We start from the raw sequence: 13,398 nt of genomic DNA on the forward strand, positions 1-13,398 counted from the left end.
CTCACGCCCGACCCAGGGTCCGGCGCGCGGCGGCGGCGATGCCCTGCGCGGTCAGCCCGAAGTGCTCCAGCAGGAACGCGGTGCTGCCCGTCGGCGCGAACGCCGGCACGCCGAGCATACGGAAGGGGACGGGGCACTGCTCGGCGACGACGCGCGCCACCGCGGCGCCGAGACCACCGGACAGCAGTCCTTCCTCGGCGGTGACGATGCCACCGGTCTCCTGGGCCGCGGCCACCACGGCCTCGGTGTCCAACGGCTCAACGGACGCCATGTTGAGCACCCGAGCCGAAATCCCCTCATCGGCAAGGAGCTTGGCCGCCTCCATCGCGCGCGAGACCATCGTGCCCACCGCGATGACGGTGACGTCGGTTCCGTCCGTGAGGCACGTGGCCCGGCCGATGGTGAACGCCGTGTCGGACGGGGTGACGGCGGGCACCTTGAACCGCGGGATCCGCAGGTACGTGGGTGTGCCGGACGCGGCTGCCCAGCGCACGGCGGCGCGGGTCTCGGCGGGGTCGGCCGGAACGACGATGCCCAGGCCCGGCACCGCGCGCAGCCACGACAGATCCTCGATGGAGTGGTGCGTGGGGCCCAGCTCCCCGTAGGCCATGCCAGGACTCTGCCCGCACAGCACCACGTGCCGGTGGGTGTAGGCGATGTCGGCCTTGATCTGCTCCAGGGCGCGGCCGGTCAGGAAGGGCGCCGCGGCGGACACGAAGGGGATGAACCCGGCGTTGGCCAGGCCGGCCGCGACGCCGACCATGTCCTGCTCGGCGATGCCGACGTTGACGAGCCGGTCGGGGAACTCCTCGCGGAACGCCATGAGATTGCTGGAGCCGACCGAGTCGTTGCAGACGGCGACGATGCGCTCGTCGGCGCGGGCCAGGGCGGCGAGCTCGTCCGCGAAGTCCGCGCGGCAGTCGTACGTCGGCGCCTGCTCGGCCACGGCCGTCACCGGCCCAACTCCCGGAGCGCGAGCGCCACTTGTTCGTCGGTCGGCACCTTGTGGTGCCACTCGACGCGGTCCTCCATGAACGACACGCCCTTCCCCTTCACGGTGTTGGCGATCACCGCGACCGGGCGTCCCGTGGTGGACGGTGCGTATGCCTGCTTGATGGCCCGGTGGTCGTGGCCGTCGATCACGCGCACCTCCCAGCCGAAGCTCGCCCACTTCTCGTTCAGCGGCTCGAGGGTCTTGGTGTCCTCGGTGCGGGCGCCCTGCTGCAGCCGGTTGCGGTCGACGACGGCCGTCAGGTTGGACAGGCCGTAGTGGGCGGCGGTCATCGCGGCCTCCCAGTTGCTGCCCTCCTGCATCTCGCCGTCGCCCAGGACGACGAGCGTGCGCCAGTCCTCGCCACGGATCCGGGCGCCGAGCGCACAGCCGGTGGCGACCGGGAAACCGTGCCCCAGCGGGCCGGTGTTGGTCTCGACGCCCGGCACCTTGAGGCGTGCCGGATGGCCGTTGAGCGGTGACAGCGGCGCCATGAAGCCGGTCAGGCGTTCCCGCGGGAAGAAGCCGCAGGAGGCGAGCGTGGAGTACAGGGCGGCGGCGCAGTGCCCCTTGCTGAGGACGAACCGGTCCCGCAGCGGTGCGCCCGGATCGGCCGGTTCGACCCGCAGCGCCCCCCATAACGCGGTCACCAGCAGATCCGTCACCGACAGGTCGCCGCCCACGTGCCCCATGCCGGCGGCCTGAATGGTGGTGAGGATGTCGCGGCGTACAGCGGTGGAGATCTGGGCGAGTTCCGCGGCGGCCTCGTCCGGGGACGCGGCCCGCAGCCGCGCGTTGCGCCGCCGGTACGCGTCGGCCGCCGGCCCGTCGGCCCGCAGCGGCGCGGCGGCCTCCAGGGTGGCCGTCACTGCGCCTCGCTCTCCGCCAGCGCCCGGAACAGGGCGCGTTTCGCGACGCGTTGGGCGCCGAGCGCGTCCTGCGCGGCCTGGCGCGCGGCGAGTTCCTCCCGGTCCAGGTAGCCAAGCGCCCGGTGGAAGGCGCGCATCGTGCGGATCCCGGTGCGTGCCGCCTCGACGGGGTCCTCACGGAACGGGAACTGGTCCAGCTGCCACACGCCTTCCCAGCCCGCGTCGTGCAGCGCGTAGAAGAACTCGAACGTCTCCAGGAGGTGTACGGAGCCGACGACCATGTCGTCGTCCCAGCCCCGGAAGTTGTCGTTGACGTCGATGGCGAAGAGCTTGTCGCGGGCGATCGCCAGGCGCGCGGCCTCCGCCGGGGTCTCGCCCCCGTACAGCGAGTGCCCGAAGTCGAGCAGTACGCCGACATTGTCGACGCCCATGTCCTCGATGGCCAGCAGGGTCCGTGCGACGGAGGAGAACACCATGCGGTTGCGCGGCTCGCGCGGTTTGTACTCGATGGCGAAGTTCAAGTCGGGGTAGGCCCGGGCGAGTTCACGGATGGCGCCCACGGACTTGTCCCACAGGTCGGTGTAGTCGGCCTGGAACGGATAGTCGTAGCCGTCCTGTCCCGGCCACAACTTGACGTACTCCACGCCGAGTTCGCGCCCCACCTCGGCCGATTCGGCCACCAGCTCGATCGCCTGGCGGCGCACGGCGGGGTCCGGGTTGGTGAAGCCGCCCTTGGCGAACTTGCCGGTGTAGAACTCCGGGGTCACGGCGATGGCCCGCAGATTCTGCTCGGCGAGCGCGCCCTTGACCTCCTTCGTGCTGATGTCGCCGGGCGGGAAAGGCCAGTTGAGGTCGAGCACCGACAGGTCGCCGACGGCGCCGGCCAGCTTGATGGCGTCGAGAACGGTGCGGGGCTCGCCGTAGCCGTCCGTGGCGTAGCGGTCGACATAGGTGGCGAAGTGCCAGACGCCCGCGCCGTACACCGGATCGGACGCATCGTTGTGAATGTCTATGCGCTCACGATTGGACATGTAGCGGACCGTACGGAGGGGCGTGGAGCGGTGTCAAGGTATGTGTACTGGTGGGTCGTCGGCACCGTGCGCCGATGGCACCGGACGGGCGGCCGCCCGAGTGTGCGGCCGCCCACCGATCCGTCAGCCCTCGTCCCCGGTGGCCGACTCGCTGCCTCCCGTACGCAGCCACACCGCCGTGTCCGCCGGCAGCAGCCCGTCCTCCGTCAGCGGGCCGCTCGCCAACAGCACCTCGCCAGGCGGGAGATGGGCCGGCGGGCCGTCGACGTTCACCACGCACTCCCAGCCGCCGGAGCGGGTGAAGTGCAGCAGTTGCTCGGCCTCTGCCATCCCCGCCTCGCCCAGTACCTCGCTGCCGGGCGCCCCCGGTCGCAGCAGCTCGCGGCGCAGGCGCAGTGCCGCCCGGTAGAAGGCGAGCTGCGAGTCGGGGTCCCGGTCCTGGGCCGCGACCGACAGTGCGCCGAAGCCCTCCGGCTGCGGCAGCCAGGCCGGCGCGTCACCGAAACCGTACGACGGGCCAGGGCACCCTCGACGTCCTGCTCCCTACCGGCCAGGGCTCCGACGTCTACGCCGACATGGTGCGGAAGTCCGGCCGGGGCGCCCTGCTGTGCTACTACCGCATCGAGGACGGAACCCACGTCGACTCCCTCGTCGACACCTTCCCCGGCAAGCTCCGTCCGATCGTGCCGTGCCACCGTGCCGCCTTCGAGGCCATGGAGGAGTGGGTCGCCGGAAAGGGCCGGCCCCCGGCCGGTCACACCGTCCGGCGCCCGGCCGACGCGGACACCGAGACGCTGCTCACCAGTTGCCCGTTGGAGTAGCGTCAGCGCTTCAGGTCGCGCAGACACTTGCCGAACTTCTCCAGGCCGTCGATGTTGCGCGGTCCACCACCGGCCCGGCCCCGCTCGGCCTCGCCCTCATCGCGCCCGCCATCGCCACCTTCGGGACCCAACCGGTGCTGCTCACCTGTGCGTTGATCTGCTTCCTGGCCCCGGCGGCCGCCGCCCTCGCCCCCACGGCGCGACACTTCACGCGAGCGCCGGGCGCCCAGGTAAACCCCCGCCGCCAGGTGTAGGAAACTCCACCCCACCGACGGGCACTGCGCCCCATGTGCCCGCCCCCGTCGCTCCATAGCGTCGTCACCGGGGCACAAGCGGTGCCCCACGTGAAGACGTGGAGGTGCCGACGATGTTCGGACGTACGAGTCGTGCGCGAAGGAAGGCCCGGCCGGCACGCGGCCGGGAGGCACTGCGGCTCGACCGGGTGCGCAAGGTGTACGGGACGGACGAGGCCGCGGTGACCGCGCTGGACGGGGTGTCGCTGAGTCTGCCCACCGGGAGTTTCACCGCGGTCATGGGGCCCTCCGGCTCCGGCAAGTCGACGTTGCTGCAGTGCGCGGCCGGGCTCGATCGGCCGGACGGCGGGACCGTCACCGTCGACGGGGAAGAGCTGACCGGAGGCAACGAAGCGGCGCTCACCAAGTTCCGGCGCACCCGGATCGGGTTCGTGTTCCAGCAGTACAACCTCCTCGACACCCTCACCGTGGAGCAGAACACCAGCCTGCCGCTGCGACTCGCAGGGAGGCGTGTCGACCGGGCGCGGGTGCGCGAGACACTGCGGCAGGTGGGGCTCGCGGAGCGCCTCGGGCATCGGCCCGCCGAACTGTCCGGCGGGCAGCGCCAACGCGTCGCGATCGCCCGCGCGTTGGTCGCCGAACCCGCCGTGGTCTTCGCCGACGAGCCGACCGGCGCGCTCGACACCCGCAGCGCGCGGGAGGTCCTCACCCTGCTCCGGGAGGCGGCGCGGCTGCACGGCCGCACCGTCGTGATGGTCACGCACGACCCGGTGGCCGCCTCGTACGCCGACACGGTGCTGTTCCTCGCGGACGGACGGCTCGCCGGGCGCCTCGACGCGCCGAGCGTGGACGCCGTCGCCGAACGGCTCGCGCACCTCGGGGACCGTCCGACGGCGACCACCACGGCAAACGCCGCGACGCACACCGAGATGGAGGTGTGAGCGCATGTTCTCCCTGGCCCTGCGGTCCGTGCGGCACCGCCCCGGACGATTCGCCGCGACGCTGCTGTCCGCGTTCCTCGGCGCGGTGATCGTCATGTCCTTCGACTCGCTCTACGACACCGCCGCCCAGGCCGGTGTCGACGACACCAGCGCCACGACCCTGACCACGTCCGCGAGCGTGGTCGGCGGGTACGGCACGCTCCTGGTGTTCTTCGCGATCGCCTCCACACTGACCGTGAACGTACGCCAGCGCGCCGTGGAACTGTCCCTGCTCCGCAGCTGCGGCGCGACGCCCGCACAGATCAAGCGCATGGTCGTCGGCGAGGCGGCCGTGATCGGGGCCGTCGCGTCCCTGCTCGCCATCGGACCCGCCGTGCTCGGCGGGCGCGCGCTGGTGGGTGCCTTCCAGGACACCGGGCAGGTCGCGCACGCCGTCGACCCGGTGTTCGGGCCGGTCGCGGCGGGCAGCGGCGCCGCGGTGACGGTGCTGGCCGCGACCGGTGCCGCGTTCCTCGCGGTGCGCCGCGCCACCCGGCAACTGGCCGGCGAGCGACGGCCGCGCGGACGCCTGCGGACCGTCGGCGGGACCGCGGCGCTCGTGCTCGGCGTCTGCTCGGCGAGCGCCACCTTCGCGTTCGACGCGACCGATCCGGCGCTGATGGCGCTCCCTGCCTACGGCGCGATTCTGCTCTCCATCGGCTTCGCCGCGTTCGCCCCCGCGCTGCTGCGCGCCGCGCTCGCGGTGCTCACCTGGCCGCTCACCGCGCTGACCGGCGCGAGCGGGTACTTGACGGTCCACAACCTGCGACAGCGCGCCGGGGACCTCTCCGCCGTGCTGATGCCGCTGATCCTTTTCATCGGCGTCGCGACGGCGACGCTCTCCATGCAGGCCGTGGAGAACGACGCGGTCGCGTCCTCCGGCCTCGCGCGCAGCGTCGACGACAAGAACCTCGCGACGCTCAACCTGATCGTCGTCGGCATCATCGTCGTCTTCGCCTGCATCATGCTGATCAACAGCCTGTACGCGGCGACCGTCCACCGGCGCCACGAGTTCGGCGGCCAGCGGCTCGCGGGAGCGACCCCGGGCCAGGTCCTCACGATGGTCGGCGCGGAGAGCGCGGTCCTGACGGTCACCGGCGTGGTGGCGGGGACGATCGCGGCGCTCGCCGGGCTCGTGCCGTTCACCGCGGTGCGTGCCGACGGAGTGCTGCCCGGGCAGGGGCCGTGGATCTGGGCGGCCACGGTCGCCGTCGCCGTCGCGGCGACGTTCGGCACCGGACTCGCCACGACACGGCGGGTGTTGCGCGCCCCGGCGGTGGAGGCGGTGGCCGTTGCCGCCTGAGGCGCCGGAGCCGGCCCGGCATAATCGGAGCGGAACAGGCCTACGGGGCGGCGGACGGATCACCGACATGCACGTCACACGGATCGAACGGATCGAGCGGATCAAGGGGGCGGCGCTGGCCGGGGCTCGCGGCCTCGCGCTGTCCCTGCTGTCGCTCGCCGGATCCCTCGTCCTGTTCGTGACGTCCGTCGTCTCGATCGTCTGCATCGTCGTCGGCGTCGGCCTGTTCACCACCCCGCCGCTGCTGCGACTCGTCCGCTCCCACGCCGACGTACGGCGCACGCTGGCGGCGCGCTGGTGCGGCGTGACGATCCCGCGGGCCGCGTACCGGACCCGGCCGGGCGACCGGCTGCCCGGTCCGCTCGGGCAGCCGGACGCGTGTCTGCGGATGCTGCGCGACCCGGCGACCTGGCGAAACCTGCGCTGGCTCGTGGCCGACATGACTGCCGGTTTCGGTACCGCGCTGCTGCCCGCCGCGCTCGTCGCGTACCCGGTCGAGGGCTACGCGCTCGCGGCGGGACTCTGGCGCGTTTTCGACGGGGGAGTGTGGTGGTACGGCTTCATCCCGGTCAGCGGCCAGGCCACCGCACTGGCCGCCGCCGTACTCGCCACCCTCATCGCCGTCGTCGCCTATTACGCGGCAGAACCGATGCTCCGTGTCCACTTCACGCTCACCCGCCGGCTGCTCGCCCCGCACGGCGCCGAGCTGCGGCACCGTGTCGAGGAACTCGCCCGGACCCGGCACGACGCCGTCGACGCCTCCGCCGCCGAACTGCGCCGCATCGAACGCGACCTGCACGACGGCGCGCAGGCCCGGCTCGTCGCGATGGGCATGAACCTCGGCACCGTCGACGCACTCATGGAGAGCGACCCGGCGACCGCCCGAACGCTGCTCGCCCGGGCCCGCGCCGACTCCGTCCGGGCGCTGGAGGAACTGCGCGAGCTCGTCCGCGGCATCTACCCGCCCGTCCTCGCCGAACGCGGCCTCTCCGACGCCGTCCGCGCGCTGGCCCTGCGGATGCCCGTGCCCGTGGAGCCCCGGACCGAGCTGCCCGGCCGCCCCGAGGCCGCCGTCGAATCCGCCGCCTACTTCGCGACGAGCGAGGCGCTGACGAACGCCGCCAAGCACGCCGCCGCCACCCACGTCCGACTCCAACTCACCCACCAGTACGGCGTCCTGCGCATCGACGTCACCGACGACGGCCGCGGCGGCGCCGACCCCGAAGGCTCCGGCCTGCGCGGCGTCGCCCGCCGACTCGACGCCTTCGACGGCACCCTCACCGTGAACAGCCCCGACGGCGGACCCACCAGCATCACGATGGAGATCCCGTGCAGCCTGCTCCCGCCCGGTAGCGTGGCGTGAGCCGATTGCCGAGAGCCTCACGGGAGCCAGTGTGCGCGTAGTGATCGCCGAGGACCTCTTCCTGCTGCGCGACGGACTCGTACGCATGCTGGAGGCGTTCGGCTTCGAGGTGCTCGCCGCGGTGGACAACGGACCCGCCCTCGCCCGCGCGCTCGAGGAACCGAGCCTCGAGGTCGCCGTCGTCGACGTCCGGCTCCCGCCGACCCAGACCGACGAGGGCCTGCGGTGCGCCCTCGCCGCCCGCCGCGCCCGTCCCGGCCTGCCGATCCTGGTCCTCTCCCAGCACGTCGAGCAGTTGTACGCGCGTGAACTCCTGGCCGACGGCAAGGGCGGCATCGGCTATCTGCTCAAGGACCGTGTGTTCGACGCCGCGCAGTTCGTCGACGCCGTGCGCCGCGTCGCCGCGGGCGGCACCGCGATGGACCCCGAGGTCATCTCGCAGCTCCTGGCCCGCAGTTCCACCCGCGACCGCGCCGTGAACCGCCTCACGCCCCGGGAGACCGAGGTGCTCGAACTGATGGCCCAGGGCCGCTCCAACGCCGCCATCGCCGAGAAGCTCGTCGTCACGGAACGCGCGGTGTCCAAGCACACCGCCAACATCTTCCAGAGGCTGGAGCTCACCGTGTCGGACGACGACAACCGGCGGGTACTCGCGGTGCTGGCGTATCTGGACCGAGGATGAGCCGAGCGAGAGGAAGACCCGTGTCCCTGTCCGCCTTCGACCGTGCCTATGACGAACTCCTGGCCCGCTGGCCCGAGTTCACGAAGGAGCGCGACGTCGTCACGCCGTACGGGCGCACCCGGGTCCATGTGCACGGACCGGCGGACGGCAGACCGCTCGTGCTGTTGCCCGGCGGCTCGGCGACCGGTCTGGTCTGGTTCGCCAACGCACCGGCCCTGGGCAAGAGATATCGGATCTACGCGGTCGATCTGCTGGGCGACGCAGGGCGTACCGAACGCCGTGGCGTACCGCTGCGGAACGCCGACGACCTGATGGTCTGGATGGACGCGCTGCTTGACGGGCTCGGCCTCACTCGCACGCATCTGTGCGGCCACTCGTACGGCGCCTGGATAGCTGTCCGGTACGCGCTGCACGCGCCGGGGCGGATCGACAGGCTCGCCCTCGTCGACCCCACGCAGGTCTTCGCCGGATTCCGCCCCGGCTATCTGCTGCGCGCGCTGCCCACCCTCGTCCGCCCGAGCGAGGCCCGTGCCCGCGCCTTTCTGGCCTGGGAGACGCGGGACGCCCACCCGGACGAGGACTGGCAACGTCTCTACACGCTGGCCGGCATGGTTCCCGGTCGTAAGCTCATCGCCGGTGGCCGCCCGCGGGTCGCCGGCCTCCGGATGCCGGTGCTGACGCTGCTCGCGGAGCACAGCCGCGCCCACCACGCAGGCAAGGTCGCCGACACGGCCCGCCGGACGCTCCCGCAGGGTGAGGTGGCCGTGCTCCGCGGAGCCACGCACCACTCCCTGCCGCTCACCGCACCGGCGGAGTTGAACGCCCCGCTGATGGGATTCCTGGGGTGACGGGGCGACTCCGGATCAGTGGCGGTCCTTGATCAGCGACGGCTCCGGACCAGTGGCGACTCCGGATCACCGCTCCCGGGCCGTCAACTGTTCCATCACCGCGCTCAACAATTGCGCCGGAACCCGCAGTGCATGCAGCGCCGAGATCTTCGACGTCAGCGGGCCCGACGAGCTCACGATGCGCCACATCTCCAGCTTCGTGGGGTTGTCGAACTGGGCCGCGGCGAGGATGCCCTGAATGGTGTCCCGCGTGCGGTCCGGGTGGAGCGGCGAGCCGAGCTTCACCTCGACCGTCGTGGCGGAGGCAGTGGCCGCGGCCCCGACCGTGACGCTGAACCGGCCCGGCCCGCCGGTGACTTCGCAGGGGTTGCCGTCGACGAGGGCCGGGCCCGTGGGCAGATCCGCCAGGAACGTGACCGTCCAGGTGCGGGCGGCGGGAACGATGCCCTCGGGGCCGTCCGCCGGGCCGATGCGCAGGGTGCCGGAACCGGCGTCCCACTCCAGACGCGTGGTGACCGTGCGCAGGTTCGTGCCGTCGCCCTGGCCGTCGTCCTCGATCAGGGTGAACGTGCCGCTCTCCGAGGGCGCGACGAGCAGTTCCAGGTGTTCGGGGTTGCGAGTGGCGTCCAGGTCGTCGGGCCCGGCCAACGGCAGGATGCCACCGCCGCGCAGCAGGGCCGGCATCCCGTCGAGGCTGCGGTGCAGCTCGATGTGGCGGTCGCCGTCGTACACCGTGCCGGTGAAGATGTCGGTCCAGGTGCCGGGCGGCAGCCAGGCCGGTGTGGAGGACAGCAGCGTCACCTCGTCCCGGCGGGTGGTGACGGGCGCCACGATCAGCTCGCTGCCGAAGGTGAACTGGTTGGGCACGTCGTACGCCTCGGGGCGCTCCGGCTCGACGTGGTACATCGGGCGCACCAGCGGTGTGCCCGTCGCCGCGACGTGGTTCATGGTGTGCAGGTACGGCACGAGCCGGTGCCTGAACCGGAGCGCCTCGCCCATCGCCTGCCGGGGCTCGGACGGGAACTGCCACGGCTCCTTGCGGATGAACGGGTTGCTCGCCGAGTGCAGGCGCAGGATGGGGGAGAAGACACCCAACTGGAGCCAACGCGTCACCAGTTCGTCGTCGCGGACACCGCGCGTGTGCCCGCCGATGTCGTGACTCCACCAGCCGTAGCCGATGTTGGCCGAAGACGCGGTGAACTCGGGCTGGAAGGCAAGGGATTCCCAGGACACCACAGCGTCGCCGGAGAAGCCGACACCGTAGCGCTGGCTGCCGGGACCGGCGTAGCGGGAGAACGCCATCGGTCGGCGGCCCTCGCGCCCGGAGTCGAGGAAGTGGAAGTGGTTCAGGAGCCACAGCGGGTCCACGTCGGGGATCCGTGACGTGCTGCCCTGCTGCCAGTCGACCCACCAGAAGTCGACACCCTGGTCCTCCAGCGGGTGGTGCAGGAGACGGAAGTAGGCGTCGAGGAACGCGCGGTCGGTGAGGTCGAAGGGGATCGTCGCGTCGGAGGCGGGATCGACCCCGACCGCCCGAGCCACCTCCGGGTACGCGTCCTCGAACGGGCGGACCCCGTCGGCGGGGTGCAGGTTCAGTGTGGTCCGCAGGCCGCGGCGGTGCAGCTCGCCGAGGAAGGCCTCCGGGTCGGGGATGAGCTTCCGCTCCCACGAGTAGCCGGTCCAGCCGGTGCCGTACTTCGCGGGCACCGAGTCGACGCGGTGCCAGTCCATGTCGATGACGGCCACGGAGAACGGCAGCTTCTCCGCGTCGAAGCGGTCGAACAGTTCCAGGTACGAGTCGGTGGTGTACGCGTGGTAGCGGCTCCACCAGTTGCCCAGCGCCCAGCGCGGCAGCACGGGCGGGCGCCCCGACAGCGCGTACAGCGCCCGCACCGCCTCGCCGTAGTCGTGGCCGTACGCGAAGACGTACAGGTCGAGCCGGCCGGGCTCGCGCGATGCCACCCAGCCCTCGGCGTCGAAGAGGAACGACGTCGAGTCGTCGATGACGGAGATCCCGTCGCGGGCGGCGACACCGTCCTCCAGCGGGATACGCCCGTCCGCGTCGTCGAGGGTGCGGGCCGTGCCGCCCAGGTTGTCGGGGCGCCGCTCCCCGAAGCGCCAGCGGCCACCGGCCGGGGACGTGACGACCAGGCCGTTCGCGCTGAACTCCCGCCGGTCGTAGAGGAGATGGAGGCGGCTCGTGGACACCTCAAGGGCCTCGTCCCTCTCCCGGACCGTGAACTCGGGCGTGGGCCGGTCGCGGTGGAGCGCGAAGCTCGACGCGCGGTCCTCGAACCCGCCGTCCTCGGACCACTCCAGACGCAGCAGCCCCTCGGTGAGCACGGTGACACGCCAGTGGTCGCCGCGCAGGACCGACGCGTCCTGGGCACGGGGGTGGGCCGGGATCCTGCTGAGTGCTGTCGTTGTCATTGCTTGACGGCCCCTTGGGTCAGTCCGCTGATCACCCAGCGCTGGGAGAACAGGTAGACGAGTACGGTCGGTGCCATCGCCATGAGGTACGAGGCGAAGGCGACGTTGTAGTTGGTGTCGAACTTGTTCTGGAAGATGTTCTGGAGGACCGGCAGCGTCTGCAGCCCCGGATCGGATGTGATCAGCGAGGGCAGCATGAAGTCGTTCCACGAGGCGAGGAACGCGAAGATGCCGACCGTCGCGTTCATCGGCCCGAGCAGCGGCAGGATGATGCGCCGGAAGATCTGCCACGTCGTGGCCCCGTCCATGCGCGCGCTCTCCTCCAGCTCCATCGGGATCGAGCGCAGATACGCCGTGTACAGCAGCACGCTGAACGACAGTTGGAAGACGATGTGCAGCAGGATGACGCCCACCGGGCTGTCGATGTCGAGCAGCGCGGTGAGCTTGATCTGCGGCAGCGCCACCACCGGGAACGGCAGGAACATCGCGCCCAGCAGATAGAAGAACGACCAGCGGAAGATCCGCCGGTCCCAGTTGCGGGCGATGGCGTACGCGGCGAGCGAGCTGAGCGCCAGCGTGCCGAGGACCGAGGCCGCGGCCACCGCCACGGAGATCGAGAACGAGACGGGGAAGCGCGTGATGCGCCAGGCATCGGCGAAGTTGCCCAGGTCGATGGGCCACGGCAGCGCGAAGGCATCGCCGTCGGCCGCCTGCGAGGACGTCTTCAGGGACATCGCGACGGCGACGTACAGCGGTATCAGGACCGCGAGCGAGGCGACCACGAGCAGGAGGGTGGCCGGCCGGTTGGTGGCGTCCTTGCCGCGGTGGCGGGCGCGGGCGGTGGCCTGCCGCAGCGGTGGTGTGTGCCGTGTGGTGCGCTCGGACGGCGGGAGAGTGGTGGTCATGACAGCCGAAGCCCCCTTCCGCGGGTGGCCAGGAGTTGCAGCAGGGACACCGCGACCGTGAGCACGAAGAAGATCGTGGCGTTGGACATCTGGTAGGCGTAGTCGCCGTCCGTGTAGCCGGTGAAGATCTTCATGGCGACGCTGTGCGTCGCGGTGCCGGGCCCGCCGTCGGTGAGGCCCTTGATGACGTCGTAGGCGTTCAGATAGCCCTTGACGCCCAGGATCGTGTTGATGGTGACGTACCCGGACACCAGGGGCAGCGTGATGGACCGGAACCGGCGCCAGGCGGAGGCTCCGTCGATGGCGGCCGCCTCGTACAGCTCACCGGGGATCGCCAGGAGACCGGCGATGTAGATGAGCAGCGCCCCCGGCAATGTCTGCCACGCGGAGACGATCATGATGGCGACCCAGGCGAGGCTGGGATTGCCCAGGATGCTCTCCTCCAGCGGCCCGATCCCCAGCGAAGTGGCCATCGAAGGAAGGGTGTTGGCGAAGAGGTAGCTGAAGACGTACGCGGCGACGATCCCGGAGATCATCATCGGGATGACGAAGACGCCCCGCAGCGCCGTCAGGAACCGGACCCGGCTCGTCAGCCCGATCGCCAGCGCCAGCGCGACACTCTGCGCGAGGACCACGGTCACCAGGGCGAAGCCGAGGGTGAACTTGTACGACTCCCAGATGGCGGGGTCGGAGAAGAGCGCCACATAGTTCGTCAGGCCGGTGAACCGCCACTCGCCGAAGCCGACGTAGTCGGTGAAGCTGTAGAAGATGCCGACCAGGGCGGGTCCCAGGACAAGTCCCGTGAACAGTACGAGAGTCGGCAGCAGGAACCAGTAGTAGATGGGTTCGACCCGGCGCCGCCGTCGGGCGGACGGCGTGACGGACGCACCTCTTGGGAGGGGTGGAGGGACAGCCATGAGG

The 13,398-nt window shown here is 71.4% G+C and carries 14 protein-coding genes; 6 read left to right on the forward strand and 8 right to left on the reverse strand.

The features are described 5' to 3' along the window. Position 1: 1 nt before the first annotated feature. The 4 genes from OHA73_RS43575 to OHA73_RS43590 form a co-directional block, all read right to left on the reverse strand. On the reverse strand, positions 2 to 955 hold the full coding sequence (locus OHA73_RS43575; protein WP_327658178.1) for a transketolase family protein: 954 nt from the start codon (positions 953 to 955) through the stop codon (positions 2 to 4). Beyond that, positions 952 to 1,860 carry a transketolase gene (locus OHA73_RS43580; protein ID WP_327658179.1) on the reverse strand — a complete coding sequence of 303 codons (909 nt, stop codon included), beginning with the start codon at positions 1,858 to 1,860 and terminating at the stop codon, positions 952 to 954. Before OHA73_RS43580 ends, OHA73_RS43575 begins: the two co-directional genes overlap by 4 nt. Further along, positions 1,857 to 2,891, reverse strand: a complete 1,035-nt coding sequence (locus tag OHA73_RS43585; protein ID WP_266724786.1) for a TIM barrel protein — start codon at positions 2,889 to 2,891, stop codon at positions 1,857 to 1,859. The genes OHA73_RS43580 and OHA73_RS43585 overlap by 4 nt, the downstream gene beginning before the upstream one ends. 123 nt (positions 2,892 to 3,014) lie before the next feature. Then, complete coding sequence (locus OHA73_RS43590; protein ID WP_323179758.1) at positions 3,015 to 3,374, reverse strand: DUF3459 domain-containing protein; 360 nt, start codon at positions 3,372 to 3,374, stop codon at positions 3,015 to 3,017. Here OHA73_RS43590 and OHA73_RS43595 point away from each other — a divergent pair. Then, complete coding sequence (locus tag OHA73_RS43595; protein ID WP_323179748.1) at positions 3,347 to 3,712, forward strand: hypothetical protein; 366 nt, start codon at positions 3,347 to 3,349, stop codon at positions 3,710 to 3,712. The two genes, OHA73_RS43590 and OHA73_RS43595, sit on opposite strands and share 28 nt — an antisense overlap. Before the next feature lie 2 nt (positions 3,713 to 3,714). Here the strand turns inward: OHA73_RS43595 and OHA73_RS43600 are convergent, their stop codons facing one another. Continuing rightward, positions 3,715 to 3,843 carry a hypothetical protein gene (locus OHA73_RS43600; RefSeq protein ID WP_266724787.1) on the reverse strand — a complete coding sequence of 43 codons (129 nt, stop codon included), beginning with the start codon at positions 3,841 to 3,843 and terminating at the stop codon, positions 3,715 to 3,717. Between the two features lie 236 nt (positions 3,844 to 4,079). Here OHA73_RS43600 and OHA73_RS43605 point away from each other — a divergent pair, with 236 nt between their 5' ends. The 5 genes from OHA73_RS43605 (at position 4,080) to OHA73_RS43625 (ending at position 9,142) form a co-directional block, all read left to right on the forward strand. After that, positions 4,080 to 4,907, forward strand: coding sequence for an ABC transporter ATP-binding protein (locus tag OHA73_RS43605; RefSeq protein ID WP_327658180.1), 828 nt, complete (start codon positions 4,080 to 4,082; stop codon positions 4,905 to 4,907). A 4-nt stretch (positions 4,908 to 4,911) separates the two neighbouring features. Then, the gene (locus OHA73_RS43610; RefSeq protein WP_327658181.1) at positions 4,912 to 6,249 is read left to right on the forward strand and encodes an ABC transporter permease; all 1,338 of its coding nucleotides are present in this window, start codon (positions 4,912 to 4,914) and stop codon (positions 6,247 to 6,249) included. 67 nt (positions 6,250 to 6,316) lie between these two features. Next, positions 6,317 to 7,612, forward strand: coding sequence for a sensor histidine kinase (locus tag OHA73_RS43615; RefSeq protein WP_327658182.1), 1,296 nt, complete (start codon positions 6,317 to 6,319; stop codon positions 7,610 to 7,612). Positions 7,613 to 7,643: 31 nt separating this feature from the next. Continuing rightward, on the forward strand, positions 7,644 to 8,294 hold the full coding sequence (locus OHA73_RS43620; RefSeq protein ID WP_327658183.1) for a response regulator transcription factor: 651 nt from the start codon (positions 7,644 to 7,646) through the stop codon (positions 8,292 to 8,294). Continuing rightward, positions 8,291 to 9,142: an alpha/beta fold hydrolase gene (locus tag OHA73_RS43625; protein WP_443063190.1), complete on the forward strand. Its 852-nt coding sequence runs from the start codon at positions 8,291 to 8,293 to the stop codon at positions 9,140 to 9,142. Before OHA73_RS43620 ends, OHA73_RS43625 begins: the two co-directional genes overlap by 4 nt. A gap of 66 nt (positions 9,143 to 9,208) precedes the next feature. Here OHA73_RS43625 and OHA73_RS43630 read toward each other — a convergent pair whose 3' ends face one another. Genes OHA73_RS43630 through OHA73_RS43640 form a run of 3 tightly spaced genes read right to left on the reverse strand, consistent with a single transcriptional unit; the run spans position 9,209 to position 13,394 of the window. Then, positions 9,209 to 11,572 carry a glycoside hydrolase family 31 protein gene (locus OHA73_RS43630; protein ID WP_327658185.1) on the reverse strand — a complete coding sequence of 788 codons (2,364 nt, stop codon included), beginning with the start codon at positions 11,570 to 11,572 and terminating at the stop codon, positions 9,209 to 9,211. Further along, positions 11,569 to 12,477 (reverse strand): carbohydrate ABC transporter permease, encoded by a 909-nt coding sequence (locus OHA73_RS43635; RefSeq protein WP_327658186.1) that lies wholly within the window; start codon positions 12,475 to 12,477, stop codon positions 11,569 to 11,571. Before OHA73_RS43635 ends, OHA73_RS43630 begins: the two co-directional genes overlap by 4 nt. Then, positions 12,474 to 13,394: a carbohydrate ABC transporter permease gene (locus OHA73_RS43640; protein WP_327658187.1), complete on the reverse strand. Its 921-nt coding sequence runs from the start codon at positions 13,392 to 13,394 to the stop codon at positions 12,474 to 12,476. Before OHA73_RS43640 ends, OHA73_RS43635 begins: the two co-directional genes overlap by 4 nt. Between the last annotated feature and the right edge of the window lie 4 nt (positions 13,395 to 13,398).

The organism is Streptomyces sp. NBC_00483, assembly GCF_036013745.1.
GTDB lineage: Bacteria > Actinomycetota > Actinomycetes > Streptomycetales > Streptomycetaceae > Streptomyces.

Coding starts and splice junctions, on each gene's coding strand:
- OHA73_RS43585 (WP_266724786.1), bottom strand. CDS start 2,891: ATGTCCAATCGTGAGCGCATAGACATTCACAACGATGCGTCCGATCCG.
- OHA73_RS43605 (WP_327658180.1), top strand. CDS start 4,080: ATGTTCGGACGTACGAGTCGTGCGCGAAGGAAGGCCCGGCCGGCACGC.
- OHA73_RS43610 (WP_327658181.1), top strand. CDS start 4,912: ATGTTCTCCCTGGCCCTGCGGTCCGTGCGGCACCGCCCCGGACGATTC.
- OHA73_RS43615 (WP_327658182.1), top strand. CDS start 6,317: ATGCACGTCACACGGATCGAACGGATCGAGCGGATCAAGGGGGCGGCG.
- OHA73_RS43625 (WP_443063190.1), top strand. CDS start 8,291: ATGAGCCGAGCGAGAGGAAGACCCGTGTCCCTGTCCGCCTTCGACCGT.
- OHA73_RS43630 (WP_327658185.1), bottom strand. CDS start 11,572: ATGACAACGACAGCACTCAGCAGGATCCCGGCCCACCCCCGTGCCCAG.
- OHA73_RS43635 (WP_327658186.1), bottom strand. CDS start 12,477: ATGACCACCACTCTCCCGCCGTCCGAGCGCACCACACGGCACACACCA.
- OHA73_RS43640 (WP_327658187.1), bottom strand. CDS start 13,394: ATGGCTGTCCCTCCACCCCTCCCAAGAGGTGCGTCCGTCACGCCGTCC.